Source organism: Aeromonas oralensis (assembly GCF_049665575.1).
Taxonomy (GTDB): domain Bacteria; phylum Pseudomonadota; class Gammaproteobacteria; order Enterobacterales; family Aeromonadaceae; genus Aeromonas; species Aeromonas hydrophila.
Map to the genome: position 1 here is coordinate 3,382,955 of NZ_CP187186.1, position 13,962 is coordinate 3,396,916.

At 62.0% G+C, this 13,962-nt stretch carries 9 protein-coding genes, 8 tRNA genes and 2 pseudogenes; 18 read left to right on the forward strand and 1 reads right to left on the reverse strand.

The annotated features are described in order from the left end of the window. Positions 1-293 precede the first annotated feature (293 nt). The 12 genes and pseudogenes from ACPDZI_RS15600 to ACPDZI_RS15655 all read left to right on the forward strand — a co-directional run bounded on the left by ACPDZI_RS15600 (position 294) and on the right by ACPDZI_RS15655 (position 6,539). Entirely contained in the window at positions 294-1,241 is a 948-nt protein-coding gene (locus tag ACPDZI_RS15600) for a ribose-phosphate pyrophosphokinase (RefSeq protein ID WP_005298464.1), read from the forward strand. Between the two features lie 102 nt (positions 1,242-1,343). Beyond that, positions 1,344-3,336, forward strand: a pseudogene (locus ACPDZI_RS15605) (bifunctional metallophosphatase/5'-nucleotidase). Positions 3,337-3,533: 197 nt separating this feature from the next. After that, positions 3,534-4,130 carry an aminoacyl-tRNA hydrolase gene (pth, locus tag ACPDZI_RS15610; protein WP_005298460.1) on the forward strand — a complete coding sequence of 199 codons (597 nt, stop codon included), beginning with the start codon at positions 3,534-3,536 and terminating at the stop codon, positions 4,128-4,130. Positions 4,131-4,379: 249 nt separating this feature from the next. Next, positions 4,380-5,471 (forward strand): redox-regulated ATPase YchF, encoded by a 1,092-nt coding sequence (gene ychF, locus ACPDZI_RS15615; RefSeq protein ID WP_016351608.1) that lies wholly within the window; start codon positions 4,380-4,382, stop codon positions 5,469-5,471. 235 nt (positions 5,472-5,706) lie between these two features. Next, positions 5,707-5,783: transfer RNA gene (locus tag ACPDZI_RS15620), tRNA-Met, on the forward strand. A gap of 8 nt (positions 5,784-5,791) precedes the next feature. Next, a tRNA-Gln gene (locus ACPDZI_RS15625) sits at positions 5,792-5,866 on the forward strand. A 41-nt stretch (positions 5,867-5,907) separates the two neighbouring features. Beyond that, positions 5,908-5,982, forward strand: a tRNA-Gln gene (locus ACPDZI_RS15630). A 42-nt stretch (positions 5,983-6,024) separates the two neighbouring features. Then, positions 6,025-6,099, forward strand: a tRNA-Gln gene (locus tag ACPDZI_RS15635). A gap of 38 nt (positions 6,100-6,137) precedes the next feature. Next, positions 6,138-6,214 (forward strand) — tRNA-Met (locus ACPDZI_RS15640). A 45-nt stretch (positions 6,215-6,259) separates the two neighbouring features. Next, positions 6,260-6,334 (forward strand) — tRNA-Gln (locus tag ACPDZI_RS15645). Positions 6,335-6,370: 36 nt separating this feature from the next. After that, positions 6,371-6,447, forward strand: a tRNA-Met gene (locus ACPDZI_RS15650). Positions 6,448-6,455: 8 nt separating this feature from the next. Continuing rightward, positions 6,456-6,539 (forward strand) — tRNA-Leu (locus tag ACPDZI_RS15655). Positions 6,540-6,783: 244 nt separating this feature from the next. Here ACPDZI_RS15655 and ACPDZI_RS15660 read toward each other — a convergent pair. Then, positions 6,784-8,615 (reverse strand): annotated as a pseudogene (locus ACPDZI_RS15660) (SLC13 family permease). Between the two features lie 262 nt (positions 8,616-8,877). Here ACPDZI_RS15660 and pnuC point away from each other — a divergent pair. The 6 genes from pnuC (at position 8,878) to ACPDZI_RS15690 (ending at position 13,798) form a co-directional block, all read left to right on the forward strand. Then, positions 8,878-9,600 carry a nicotinamide riboside transporter PnuC gene (pnuC, locus tag ACPDZI_RS15665; RefSeq protein ID WP_323904751.1) on the forward strand — a complete coding sequence of 241 codons (723 nt, stop codon included), beginning with the start codon at positions 8,878-8,880 and terminating at the stop codon, positions 9,598-9,600. Next, on the forward strand, positions 9,597-10,322 hold the full coding sequence (locus ACPDZI_RS15670) for a nucleoside phosphorylase (RefSeq protein WP_438833439.1): 726 nt from the start codon (positions 9,597-9,599) through the stop codon (positions 10,320-10,322). The genes pnuC and ACPDZI_RS15670 overlap by 4 nt, the downstream gene beginning before the upstream one ends. Positions 10,323-10,449: 127 nt before the next feature. After that, the gene (locus ACPDZI_RS15675) at positions 10,450-11,121 is read left to right on the forward strand and encodes a Crp/Fnr family transcriptional regulator (RefSeq protein ID WP_438833440.1); all 672 of its coding nucleotides are present in this window, start codon (positions 10,450-10,452) and stop codon (positions 11,119-11,121) included. Positions 11,122-11,163: 42 nt separating this feature from the next. After that, positions 11,164-11,487 carry a N(4)-acetylcytidine aminohydrolase gene (gene yqfB / locus ACPDZI_RS15680; protein ID WP_438833441.1) on the forward strand — a complete coding sequence of 108 codons (324 nt, stop codon included), beginning with the start codon at positions 11,164-11,166 and terminating at the stop codon, positions 11,485-11,487. A gap of 67 nt (positions 11,488-11,554) precedes the next feature. Further along, positions 11,555-11,956 (forward strand): DUF1622 domain-containing protein, encoded by a 402-nt coding sequence (locus tag ACPDZI_RS15685; RefSeq protein ID WP_438833442.1) that lies wholly within the window; start codon positions 11,555-11,557, stop codon positions 11,954-11,956. A 201-nt stretch (positions 11,957-12,157) separates the two neighbouring features. After that, positions 12,158-13,798 carry an alpha-glucosidase gene (locus ACPDZI_RS15690; RefSeq protein WP_438833443.1) on the forward strand — a complete coding sequence of 547 codons (1,641 nt, stop codon included), beginning with the start codon at positions 12,158-12,160 and terminating at the stop codon, positions 13,796-13,798. Positions 13,799-13,962 lie beyond the last annotated feature (164 nt).

Below are 13,962 nucleotides of genomic sequence, written 5' to 3' on the forward strand. Positions count from 1 at the left end.
CAGGGTATATCGATTCACCTGCCGCAGCAGTCTTGCCGGGAGTGCACACTCCCCCTCGCCGGTTGCAGCATCCATCGTTACCCTCTCGTTGTCGGGAGGTCACTGGTCATCATGGATGACGGGGCGTCGACTAGCACGACGCTCAACCGACTTGCCGCATGCAACGTGGGCACCTGGCCTGAAAGCAGCCTATAGTGGTCTGACCCGTCAACTTGATAAATCGTTTGCCCCAAAACGATAAGGGTCTGAATAAGACTCCCCACATACTGGATGCAACCCCGAGGTTTCAAACCGTGCCTGACATGAAGCTGTTTGCTGGTAACGCAACGCCGGAACTAGCCCAGAAGATCGCAGATCGCCTGTTTATCAAACTCGGCAATGCTGCCGTAGGTCGCTTTAGCGACGGCGAGATCAGCGTACAGATCAACGAGAATGTACGTGGTGGCGATATCTTCATCATTCAATCCACCTGTGCCCCGACCAACGACAATTTGATGGAATTGATCGTGATGGTGGATGCTCTGCGTCGTGCTTCAGCTGGCCGTATTACTGCCGTTATCCCCTACTTTGGTTATGCCCGTCAGGACCGCCGCGTCCGCTCCGCCCGTGTTCCCATCACCGCCAAGGTCGTCGCCGACTTCCTCTCCAGCGTCGGTGTGGATCGCGTGCTGACCGTTGACCTGCATGCCGAACAAATCCAGGGCTTCTTCGACGTCCCGGTCGACAACGTGTTCGGCAGCCCGGTGCTGCTGGAAGACATGAAGTCCAAGAACCTCGAATCCCCCGTGGTCGTGTCGCCGGACATCGGCGGCGTGGTACGTGCCCGTGCCATCGCCAAGCTGCTGGACGATACCGACATCGCCATCATCGACAAGCGTCGTCCCCGCCCGAACGTCTCCCAGGTCATGCACCTGATCGGTGACGTGGCCGGCCGCGACTGCATCATCGTCGACGACATGATCGACACCGGCGGCACCCTGTGCAAAGCCGCAGAAGCCCTCAAGGAGCGCGGCGCCAAGCGTGTATTCGCCTACGCCACTCACCCAGTCTTCTCCGGTTCCGCCGTGGAGAACATCAAGAACTCCGTGATCGACGAACTGATCATCACCGACTCCATCCCGCTCACCGCGGAGATGAAGGCGGTCGACAAGGTCAAGCAGCTGACGCTCTCTTCCGTGCTGGCCGAAGCCATTCGCCGCATCAGCAACGAAGAGTCCATCTCTGCCATGTTTGAGCATTGATAGACCCTGTTGTGACAAAAACCGCCAGCTGGCGGTTTTTGTCTTTTTAGTCCCAGTTACACCCGGTACTGCCCTGCCCCGTCGCAGGTTAAGGATTGTTCCATGAATCGCTTGCGCCCGCTGCTGCTCCTTGCCTTCTGCAGCTTCCTGTTCGCCTGTCAGCCCGGCAATGAAGGCCAGCCCTTCGTGCTGACCCTGGCTCACATGAACGACACTCACTCCCAGTTTGACCCGGTCAACGCCGAGCTGAAGGGGCCCATCTTTGGCAAGCAGGGGGAGACCGACACCCTCTACACACGCTTCGGCGGCTATCCGCGCCTGCTCACCATGGCGAAATCCTTCCAGGCCGATGCGCTGGCCAAGAACCAGCCGATCTTGCTGCTGCACGGCGGCGATGCCTGGCAAGGCAGCGGCTACTTCAAGCTCAACGAGGGGATGGCCAACGCCGAGCTGCTGAGCCAGTTCGGCCTCGACGCCATGGCCCTTGGCAACCACGAATTCGATCTCGACAACCAGAAGCTCGCCCGCTTCATCCAGGGGGTCAACTTCCCGGTGCTGGCCGCCAACCTGGATACCCGCGACGATCCGGATCTGCGCCACGCCACCAATCTCAAGCCGTTCGTCATCTACGCCTTCGACGGCAACCAGAAGAGTCCGGTCAGCGATCTCAACAACCTGCCCCAGGGCAAACAGCTGGTCGCCGTGATGGGGCTGGTGCTGGAGGACATGGCCAACATCTCCCCCAACGTCGGCAAGCTGCGCTTTGGCAACGAAATCACCTCCGCCCAGGCGACGGTGGACCTGCTGCGCCAGCACGGCATCAACCAGATCGTGGCGCTCACCCACATCGGCAACCAGCGGGATCTGGCGCTGGCCGCCAAGGTGAACGGCATCGACGCCATCGTCGGCGGCCACTCCCACAGCCTGCTCGGCGATTTTCGCAACATCGGCTGGGGCAACACCGGCGAGTACGCGGCGCTTGTCACCAACCCGGACGGGGTCGGCATGACCTGTGTGGTGCAGGCCGGCTCCTATGCCCAGGCCATCGGACTGGCTCAGGTGAGCTTCGATGCCCAGGGCCGGGTCATCGCCTGCAAGGGCCAGAACCAGCTGCTGGCCAGCCGCGACTTCTTCGCCGATCCCGCCCGCAAGCAGGCACTGGACGAGGCCCGCAGCAAGCAGGCAGCCAAGTTCATCGACGCCCAGCCCAACCTGGTGACCGTGGATGAGGATCCCCGCCTGCGCGGCATCATCGACAGCCACTACAAGCCCGCCCTCGAGCAGGCCTTCGGCCCCGTCATCGCCACCCTGCCGGGCCGCCCTGCAAAATGCCCGTCGCCCCGGTGACAACGGCAGCGACAGCCACGGCTCCGACGTCGCCCCGCTGGTGGCCGAAGGTCAGTACTACTGGGCCAATACCCCGGCAGTACAGGCGCTGACCGGCGGCCCGGTTCACTTCGCCCTGCTGGCGGTGGGCGGCGTGCGCGCCGATCTGCCGGCCGGCGAGCTGCGCGAAGGGGATGCGGCGCTCACCCTGCTGCCATTCAAGAACCAGCTCTCGGTGCTCACCCTGACCGGCGCCGACGTGCGCGCCCTCTTGACCGAGACCATCACCGCCACCCTGCCCGCCAGCGCTCACGCTGGCAAGTTCCCCTACGGCGGTCACCTGCGCTACACCTTCACCGAGACCACGCCGGGCAAACGCGGCGCCCTGACCCAGTTGCAGTGGCAGGACGCTGACGGCCAGTGGCAGGATCTGGTGGATGCAACGCGCTACCGGGTGGTGATGAACGCCTACAGCGCCAACGGCAACGACGGCTGGCAGGCGCTGGCCCGTGCCCAGGCACAGCGCGCCGAGCGCCAGGATCTCGCCTGGCAGGATGGCAAATTGACGGCATTCCCGGTCGAGCGGGTGGAGCAGAGCAGTGATCAGCTCAGCGCCCGCTATGCCGCCGGCCATCAGCTTGACTGCAAGGCGAGCGGCATGGATTGCGGCACCGACGCGGCCTCCTTCGTGCAATATGTGCGCGAACAGCGCCCGACCCTGACGGCGCTGGCGGAAGAGACGGTCACCCTGGTGCGGGCCGCCCAATAAGCCGCCTCTGCCATCGGCAAGCCACACCACGGGCCCCACGCAGGGGCCCGTTTTGCTGCCGTTGGCCACCGGTTCTCCCGCTTTTCCCCGGCGCTGGCCGAGCTTTGGTTGAGTGATCGCCAGTCGGCGGCTAGAATATTGCGTCCCATTGCCCTGGGCAGTCGGCCCATTGCAAGCAGCGAGTGAAGAAATCAAGCGTGACAAGCCAAATCAAACTGATCGTGGGTCTGGGCAATCCCGGCCCGGAATATGCCAAGACCCGCCACAACGCCGGGGCCTGGTATGTGGAGCAACTGGCACGCTGGCACAACGTCAGCCTGCGCGAAGAGCCCAAGTTCTTCGGCCACACCGCCCGCATCCAGGTGGATGGCCAGGATGTGCGCCTGCTCATCCCGAACACCTACATGAACCTATCCGGCAAGGCGGTGGCCGCGCTGGCCCGCTTCTACCAGATCGAGCCGGAAGCCATGCTGGTGGCCCACGATGAGCTGGACCTGCCCCCCGGCATCGCCAAATTCAAGCAGGGCGGCGGCCACGGTGGCCACAACGGCCTCAAGGACATCATTGCCAGGATGGGCAACAACAATAATTTCTTCCGGCTGCGACTGGGGATAGGTCACCCGGGCGCCAAGGAGCTGGTCGCCGGTTTCGTGCTGACCAAGGCCCCCAGCAGCGAACAGAGCCTGATCGACGCCGCACTGGACGAGTCCCTGCGCGCCACCGACATTCTGTTCAAGCAGGACATGACCAAGGCCATGAATCGCCTGCACAGCTTCAAGGCCGAGAAAGTCTGAATACAGATACCTGACACGCGTCAGGGTCGAACAATATGACAGGGTCGCCCAAGAACCTGTTCATGCTCTGTAACGAGAGGTTGTCAGCAAGGTAAAGCGCAGCGCAGGAACCGGAGCGTATAGTCATACGTGAGCGCTCTTGGTTTCACATAAGCGAGCAGCGCATGATCCTTGATCACAGCCTCGCAGCAAGAGCATGGGCAGGTTCTGCGGCCCTCACACAGCATCCATCACGTAAGGTAACAATCCATGGGTTTTAAATGCGGTATCGTGGGCCTGCCCAATGTAGGCAAATCCACCCTGTTCAACGCGCTGACCAAGGCCGGTATCGAAGCCGCCAACTTCCCGTTCTGCACCATCGAGCCGAACACCGGCGTGGTACCGATGCCGGATCCCCGCCTCGATCAGCTGGCAGCCATCATCAATCCGCAGCGCGTTGTGCCGACCACCATGGAATTCGTGGACATCGCTGGCCTGGTGGCCGGTGCTTCCAAGGGTGAAGGTCTGGGCAACCAGTTCCTGGCCAACATCCGTGAAACCGAGGCCATCGGTCACGTGGTGCGCTGCTTTGACGACGAGAACATCGTCCACGTCGCCGGCAAGGTCTCCCCGGCCGACGACATCGAGGTGATCAACACCGAGCTGGCCCTCTCCGACCTGGATGCCTGCGAGCGCGCCATCAACCGCCAGTCCAAGCGCGCCAAGGGCGGCGACAAGGATGCCAAGCTGGAAGTGGAAGTGCTGGAGAAGATCAAGGTGGCGCTGGAAAACGGCCAGATGATCCGCGGCATGAAGCTGGACAAGGATGAGCTGGCCGCCGTCAGCCACCTCAACTTCCTGACCCTCAAACCCACCATGTACATCGCCAACGTGGCGGAAGATGGCTTCGAGAACAACCCCTATCTGGACAAGGTGCGCGAAATCGCCGCCGCCGAGAACGCGGTTGTGGTAGTCGTCTGCTGCGCCATCGAGGCTGACATCGCCGAGCTGGACGATGCCGACCGCGCCGAGTTCATGGCTGACCTTGGCATCGAAGAGCCGGGCCTGAACCGGGTGATCCGCTCCGGTTACGAGCTGCTCAAGCTGCAGACCTACTTCACCGCCGGCGTGAAAGAGGTGCGTGCCTGGACCATCCCGGTCGGTGCCACCGCTCCGCAGGCGGCCGGCAAGATCCACACCGACTTCGAAAAAGGCTTTATTCGTGCCCAAACCATCGCCTTCGAAGACTTTATCACCTACAAGGGTGAGCAAGGTGCCAAGGAAGCGGGCAAGATGCGCGCCGAAGGGAAAGAGTACATCGTCAAAGATGGCGATATCATGAACTTCCTGTTCAACGTCTAATCCCATGAGAGGCCAGCATTTGCTGGCCTCTTTTTTAACTGGCCAAGGCTCGTATCTGCTGGCAAATGTCGTAAAAAAAACCAGATTGTTGGGCTTTTGCACGACAGCGACCAATAACTCGCCAAACGCACCCAAATTCGGTTTTTCAAACAAAAAAAGGGTTGACGCCCCAGAGCCAGATACGCATAATTCGGCCCGCACAGTGACGAGGCAACGAGGCACTGGAAGCAAGGTTGGCTATGTAGCTCAGTTGGTTAGAGCATCGCACTCATAATGCGGGGGTCACAGGTTCGAATCCCGTCATAGCCACCATCTCTAGTTGGGGTATCGCCAAGCGGTAAGGCAGCGGGTTTTGATCTCGCCATCCCTAGGTTCGAATCCTAGTACCCCAGCCATTTTTCAAAGATGTTTGATAGAATCTGTCAGGCATCGCAGTTGGGGCATCGCCAAGCGGTAAGGCAGCGGGTTTTGATCTCGCCATACCTAGGTTCGAATCCTAGTGCCCCAGCCATTTTTAAAAAGATGTTTGATAGACTCTGTCAGGCATCGCTGTTGGGGTATCGCCAAGCGGTAAGGCAGCGGGTTTTGATCTCGCCATCCCTAGGTTCGAATCCTAGTACCCCAGCCATTATTCTGTTCTCTTCCACACCGTGGTTGACAACAAACGGCTATGTAGCTCAGTTGGTTAGAGCATCGCACTCATAATGCGGGGGTCACAGGTTCGAATCCCGTCATAGCCACCATTTTTGAAAACGTTCCTTCAATCATCTGATTGCAAAGAACACTGTTGGGGCATCGCCAAGCGGTAAGGCAGCGGGTTTTGATCTCGCCATACCTAGGTTCGAATCCTAGTGCCCCAGCCATTTTTGCTTGTATTCGACGCGAGTCGTGCACAAGACGGCTATGTAGCTCAGTTGGTTAGAGCATCGCACTCATAATGCGGGGGTCACAGGTTCGAATCCCGTCATAGCCACCATTACTCCTGCGGAAGTGGCGAAATTGGTAGACGCACCAGATTTAGGTTCTGGCGCCCTAGGCGTGAGAGTTCGAGTCTCTCCTTCCGCACCATAAAAAGCAGTACCAAACAGACCAGCTCAGGCTGGTTTTTTTGTATCTGGCGTTTGCCGCTCTCTTCCCCCTCCCCATCTCATCGCCCGCCAGCAACTCCTGCCATGTATCAATGGCTGGGTCTTTTGCTCTCCTCTACGACGGCGCTGATGCCCGGCTTTCGCTTTACGCCGCCATTTGCATGTCACAGAGCACAGCGGGCAATAAAAAGGCGGCCCGCTGGCCGCCTTTCTCATCGATACAATCAGAACGGGAAGAACCAGGGGATGGCGATGACGCTCACCACCATCACCAGCAAGGTGAAGGGCACGCCGATGCGCACGAAATCCACGAACCGGTAGTTGCCGGGGCCCAGCACCAGGGTGTTGACCGGCGAGGAGACCGGCGTCATGAAGGCCGCCGAGGCGGCGATTGCGATGGTCATGGCGAATGGATAGGGGGAGATCCCCATCTGCTGCGCCGTGCCCAGCGCAATCGGCGCCATCAGTACCGCCGTTGCAGTGTTGGAGATGAACAGCCCTATGATGGCGCACAGGGCAAACAGACTGGCCAGCATCACCCGCGGCCCCATCTCCCCTACCGCCGAGATCAGCGCGCCGACGATGAGATCCACCCCGCCGGTCTTTTGCAGCGCCAGCGCAAAGGGCAGCATGCCGACGATGAGGATCAGGGTCGGCCAGTGAATGGACTTGTAGGCACTCTCCATGTCGATACAGCGGAATTTGCCCATCAGCAGGCAGGCGATCAGCGCCGCGATCACGTTGGGCACCGGATCTGTCACCATCAGGGCAATCATCACCCCGAGGCAGATGAGGGCGTGAATGGCCTGGCTGCGGGCTGGCGCCATCTCGTCCACCTCAGCCGGCAACCCCAGCAGCAGGAAGTCGCGGCTGTGGGTCTGCAGCAGGCGGATCAGACTCCAGTTGCCCACCACCAGCAGGGTGTCCCCCAACTGCAGCGCCTCGTCCACCAGCTTGCCGCCAAGCGCCTCGCCGGCGCGGCGAATGCCCACCACGTTGAGGCCGTAGTGGGAACGAAACGCCACCTCGCGGATGCTCTTGCCGAGCAGGCGGGATTCGGGGATGAGCGACACCTCTGCCATGCCCACCTCCCGCGCCTGATCGGAGAAATATTCCCCGCGCAGGATCATGGGCTCGAGTCGCGCCTCGCTGCAGAACTCGCGCACGTCCACCTCGGGGTCGGACATGTCGATGAGCAGCACATCCTTGGCCTGGAACTCGGTCACCCCGGAGACGGTGACCATCACCCGCCGAAACTTGCGCCAGCGCTCCACCCCGATGACGTTAGCCCCGTAGCGGGCTCGCAGTTGCAGCTCGTCCAGAGTCTGGCCGATCAGCGGTGAATCGGGCCGGATCGCCAGCCGGCGCGCCCGGCCGGCCAGCCGGTAGTCGCGAATGAGATCGCGCATGGTGCTGCGGCCGATCTGCTTGCTCTTGCCCTCCTCCCCGTCACGCACCAGGGAGGTGCGCATCAGCAGCATGTAGAGGATCCCCATCCCCAGAATGATGACCCCCATGGGGGTGAAGCCGAAGAAGCCGAAGCCGTGGATGTCGTGGCGCATCAGCTCGCTGTTGACCACCATGTTGGGCGGCGTTGCCACCAGCGTCATCATGCCGCTGATGAGGCCGGCAAAGCCGAGCGGCATCATCAGCCGGCGGCCGGGATCCCCATCCGGTTCGCCACGCTCAGCACCACAGGGATGAAGATGGCCACCACCCCGGTACTGCTCATCACGGCCCCGAGCAGGGCGACCGCCACCATCAGCAGCACCAGCAGTCGAGTCTCGCTGCTGCCGGCCACCTTCACCAGCGCATCCCCCACCTGATAGGCGATACCGGTGCGCACCAGCCCCTCCCCCACCACGAACAGGGCGGCAATCAGGATGACGTTGGGATCGCTGAACCCCGCCAGCGCCTCCGGCAGGGTCAGGGTGCCGCTCAGCACGAACAATATGATGATCAGCAAGGCAACCACGTCCATGCGGACCTTGTTGCTCACAAACAGATAGATGGCGCCCACCAGCATGCAGAGGACCCAGACCAACTCGGAATTCACACTTGCTCCTTTTGTTCAGCTCCACCCCGGCCGGAGCGGATTCCATCAGACCACAGCTCATTTCCCCTCGATTTGTTACATATCAATAAAGGGGCAGGGCATCATCGCATATCAGGGCGCCATCGGGGGCCTAAAGTTGCCCCTGCTGTTTCTCCATTCTTTGAGGTGGCTCGGCCCGGGTCGGACAAAAGTCCTGCCAGCCTCCCCCCGTCGCCCCTAGAATAGGCCCGGTTCACGCCCCCAATTTTCAAAGGAAACGAAAATGAGCATATTCGAGTGGTTCAGCATCAATCACACCCTGATGACCATACCGCTGGGCGGTGGTTACGCCATGTCCTGGATTGAAGCCGTCGGCACCCTGTTCGGGCTGGCCTGCATCTGGTGCGCCAGTCAGGAGAAGACCATCAACTACCTGTTCGGGCTCATCAACGTCAGCCTGTTCGCCATCATCTTCTTCCAGATCCAGCTCTACGGCCTGTTGCTGCTGCAGCTGTTCTTCTTCTGCGCCAACCTCTATGGCTGGTACGCCTGGACCCGGCCGGCCAACGCCCAGGGGGATACCCTGCAGATCCGCTGGCTCAGCAAGTCCAAGCTCATCGCCACCGCCGCCGTGAGCGTGCTGGCCATCGCCCTGCTGACCCTCTACATAGACCCGGTATTCGCTGCCCTGGCACGCACCTCGGTCGCCCTGCTCAACCTGTTTGGCGCCAATCTCGCCACCCCTGAGCCCTCCCCCGATGCCTTCCCCTTCTGGGATGCCAGCATGACGGTGCTCTCCGTGGTGGCCCAGATCCTGATGACCCGCAAGTACGTGGAGAACTGGATCCTCTGGGTGGTCATCAACATCATCAGCATCGGCGTCTATGCCGCCCAGGGGGTCTATGCCATGTCCCTTGAGTACCTGATCCTGCTGTTTATCGCCGCCAACGGCACGCGCCTGTGGATGGTCAGCGCCAAGCGCCCGCAACAGGAAGCGATCGCATGAGCCTGCTGCCCCATCTGCAATGCCGCCCGGACCAGATCGCCGAGCGGGTGGTGCTGTGCGGCGACCCGGCCCGGGTCGACCGCATCGCCAGTCAGCTCGACGGATGTGACGTGCTGGGCCAGCACCGGGAGTTTCGCCTGATCAACGGCCACTACCGGGGGCTGCCCGTCACGGTGTGCAGCACCGGCATCGGCGGCGCCTCCGCCGTCATCGCGCTGGAGGAGCTGGTGCAGGCGGGTGCCCGCGCGCTCATCCGGGTCGGCTCCGCCGGCGCCCTGCAGCATGAGATAGCGCTGGGGGATCTCATCGTGGTGGAGGGAGCGGTGCGCAGCGAAGGCGCCTCGCAGGCCTACCTGCCCCCCGAGTACCCCGCCTGCGCCGACATCCGCCTGCAGGCCGCCCTGCTCGCCCATCTCGGCGCCAGCGGCCAGCCTCACTGGCACGGTTTGGTGCGATCCCACGACAGCTTCTATCGGGATGACGAGCAGGAAGTCTGTCGCTACTGGCACCAGCGCGGGGTGCTCGGGGCGGACATGGAGAGCGCCGCTCTGCTCGCCGTGGGGCGCCTGCGCAAGGTGCGGGTGGCCGCCGTGCTCTGCAACGTGGTGGCCTTCGAGCAGGACGTGCAAGCGGGGGTGAGCGACTACGCGGCCAGCGAAGCCGCCATGATGAGCGGCGAGCGGCTGGCCATCGCCGCCGCCCTCCACGCCCTGACGCAGTAGGCCGGGTCTGTCGGGGCCGCAACGGCCCCGGCAAAACGTTAAGCCCGGCACATTCAGAGGCGCCAAAGCTGGCATCCCGCCTGCGCTCTTGCTAGCCTCATGGCCCTCGTCAAGCCGGGCCTTCACCATGCAGCAACAACCCTATCCGCTCGGTCGCTTTCACGCCGAGCTTGCCGCACTCGAACCGCGCTTTGCCGCGGCGCTGGCAGACTGCACCCTGTTTTCGCGCCGCTACCTGCCCGGTGAACCCATCATGCGTCAAGGTGAGCTGTGCGAGCAGCTCTATCTAGTGGCCCAGGGGCGGATTTCCCTCAACAGCGCGGTGCACTCAGGGCGGCTGTTTCAACTCGGCGAAATCGAGTGCCATCAGCAGATCTTCGGCGAGATGGAGTTCTTCAGCACCACCCCGGTGCAGTGGAGCGTGGTAGCCGAGACCGAGCTGGACGCCGCCGTCATCTGCGCCGACAAGCTGGCCAAACGGCTGCTGGCCGAGCCAGAGCTGACCCTCTTCTTCGCCGCAGCGCTCGCCAGCGACTATCTGGATACCCTGGACATCACCACCAGCCGATTGCTGCACCCCATCGCCTACAACATCGCCTTCGAGCTGTGGCGCGAGCGCCAGCGTACCCCCATGCTCGGCTCGCGCAAGCGGGCCCACGAGGCGGCGCGCTTTGGTACCACCGAGCGGGTCTATCGGCGCGCCCTCAAGGAGCTGATCGAACAGGGCATAGTTGCCGACGGCAGCGACGGCCCGGTCATCGCCGATCTGGCCAGGCTGCGCGCCTACCTCGACCTTTGATTTCCATTCATCCCATTTCGATTCACTCTGTCAGGAGCCACCATGTCTACTCACACCTATCCAGAGTTCACCTTCTTCAGCCGCTTCGTCGCCGACATCCAGGCCGGCCGCAAGACCATCACCATCCGCGACGAGAGCGAGGCCAACTGGCAACCCGGCCAACGGCTGGCTCTGCTCACCAACCCGGAGCACCAGCCCTTTGGCACCATAGAGGTGCTCTCGGTCAAGGCAGTGGCCTTCGATGAACTGAACGACGAACACGCCCGCCAGGAGAACATGACCCTCCCTGAGCTCAAACAGGTGATCCGCGATATCTACCCCGATCTGCCGCCGCTCTATGTCATTGAATTCAAACTACTTGATTGAGCCGGATTTGGTCTTTGCCGAGCGATGTGTTAATAGTGTCCTCTTTTGAATCATGGAGGTGACCCGAGTGTTTGAGATAGCGAGCCTGCGAGAGGGCATGATGCACGGGGTCGAGCTGTTCCAGCTGCTGCTGGAGATCATCTCCATCGCTTGCGTGGTGATAGGGCTGGGCAAGACCCTCTGGCTGGCGGCACGGGTGCGGGATCACGAGCCCGGCTTTCCCCATATCCGGCTCTGTTTCGGCAGCTGGCTCATTCTGGCGCTGGAATTCCAGCTCGCCGCCGACATCCTGGCCACCACGGTGGCGCCGAGCAAGGAGGAGCTGATCCGCCTCGCCATCATCGCGGTGATCCGCACCTTCCTGAACTACTTCCTCGGCAAGGAGCTGGAAGCCCAAGCGGAACGCCAGCAAGACAAGGCAGAGCACCAGCAGGAACAGCGCAGCGAGCAGGCCAAGGCGGCTCAATAGCCCGTTTCCTTGCAGCAGCATCATCGCTGAGTGCCGTGCCATCCCGACCACAGCCGTGGCTCGGGATGGCCCAGTTGTGACCCTCCCCTCACTTTTGGCAATCAGCCAACTATGGAACCCTTTTCAAGCCTTTCCCCACCCTGTTGAGGGCCCGCGCATCTGCGTAAGATAAACCATCGCTTCCCCCAACCGGCCCAGCTGATGAACCCGCGACCTCTCCACACACCCGACATCGACCTCGATAGTTGCGTTATCTACCAGATCTACCCCATGAGTTTTCAGGACAGCGATGGCGACGGCATGGGCGATATCAAGGGTATCCGTCAGCGCCTCGGTTATCTGGCCACCCTCGGGGTCGATATGCTCTGGCTCACCCCCATCTATCGATCCCCCAAGCGGGACAACGGTTACGACGTGGCGGACTACCGCTCCATCGACCCCGCCTTCGGCACCCTGACCGAGATGGAGCAGCTGATAGCCGAAGCGGCCGCTCACGGCATCGGCATCATGATGGATATCGTCGCCAACCACACCTCCACCGAGCATGAGTGGTTTGTGCAGGCACTGGCCGGCGATCCCCGTTATCAGGGCTACTACGTGTTTCGCGACCAAGCCTTTGTCGATGCCCACCCGGTCACCTCCATCTTCGGTGGCAGCGGCTGGCAGTATGTGCCGGCGCTTGATCGTTACTACCTGCACAACTTCGATGTGAGTCAGGCCGATCTGGACTGGGACAACCCGGCGGTGCGCGCCGAAATGGCGCAGGTGATCAACTTCTGGCTGGGCAAAGGGATCAAGGGATTTCGCTTCGATGTGATAGACATGGTGAGCAAGGAGTGGGACCGGCTTGCCATGAGCAACGGCCCGCGCCTGCACGACTATATCCGCGAGCTCAATGCCGAGAGCTTCGGCGGCAAGGGGATCATCACAGTGGGGGAGACCTGGGGGGCCGATCTCGCCCATATGCAGAACTATTCGAATCCCGATGGCAGCGAGTTCAGCATGGTGTTCAACTTCGAGCATCTGGGGCTCGGCAGTGACAAGTGGTCATCCCGCTTCGACCCCCTCGCCTTCAAACGGGCCATGGCCCGCCACCAGCAGGGGCTGCACGAGCAGGGCTGGAACAGCCTGTTTCTCGGCAACCACGACCTGCCCCGCGCCGTCTCCCGCTTTGGCGATGACAGGCCAAAGTGGCGTGAAACCAGCGCCAAGCTGTGGGCCATGGTGCTGCACCTGATGCAGGGCACTCCCTTCATCTATCAGGGCGAAGAGCTCGCCATGACCAACCGCCACTGGCAGCTGGACGAGCTACGCGACGTGGAGGCGACCAACTACCGCGCCAGCCAAGCGGAGTTGGCGCCTGCCGAGCTGAGTCGGCGGCTCGATGCCATCGGCCGCGACAACGCCCGCACTCCGATGCAGTGGGACGCTGGCCCCCACGCCGGATTCAGCACGGCCACGCCCTGGATTGCCCTCAATGCCAACCACCTCGAGATAAACGCCGCCGAGCAACTGGCCCGCCCCGACTCGCCGTTTCACTGCTATCGCCAGCTCATCGCCCTGCGCAAGGCTCACCCTGTCGTTCGCCACGGCGACTTCGAGCTGCTGGATGGGGACGACCCGGAGCGCATCAGCTATCGCCGCCGCTGGCAGGATCCGGCAAGCGCAGAGCGGCACACCCTGCTGCTGCTCGCCAACCTCACCGAGCACCCCCTGATCATGCCGCAATTTGATCAGGTGGAGGCAGGTGCCACCCTGCTGATGAACAACTACCCGGGGCAACCCGCCGCCACCTTTGCCCCCTATCAGGCGGCCGCCTGGCTGCTGCGAGCAAGGGAGTAACGGGCAGCGCTATCCCCGTGCCATCCTCCGCCATGGAGGGTGGCCCCTGCCCACTGATGATGTCCCTCCCCTCGGCGGTCGATACGCCCCAGCGATTTACCCACTTAAAAACTTCGCATTTTCAGGCCCGCACCGCCTTGCCAGGTAATATCCAACCACGGCTC

What these genes read in the sequence shown, in the direction of transcription:
- ychF (WP_016351608.1), top strand. Translation starts at nt 4,380, where the DNA reads ATGGGTTTTAAATGCGGTATCGTGGGCCTGCCCAATGTAGGCAAATCC.
- pnuC (WP_323904751.1), top strand. Translation starts at nt 8,878, where the DNA reads ATGAGCATATTCGAGTGGTTCAGCATCAATCACACCCTGATGACCATA.
- ACPDZI_RS15670 (WP_438833439.1), top strand. Translation starts at nt 9,597, where the DNA reads ATGAGCCTGCTGCCCCATCTGCAATGCCGCCCGGACCAGATCGCCGAG.
- ACPDZI_RS15675 (WP_438833440.1), top strand. Translation starts at nt 10,450, where the DNA reads ATGCAGCAACAACCCTATCCGCTCGGTCGCTTTCACGCCGAGCTTGCC.
- yqfB (WP_438833441.1), top strand. Translation starts at nt 11,164, where the DNA reads ATGTCTACTCACACCTATCCAGAGTTCACCTTCTTCAGCCGCTTCGTC.
- ACPDZI_RS15690 (WP_438833443.1), top strand. Translation starts at nt 12,158, where the DNA reads ATGAACCCGCGACCTCTCCACACACCCGACATCGACCTCGATAGTTGC.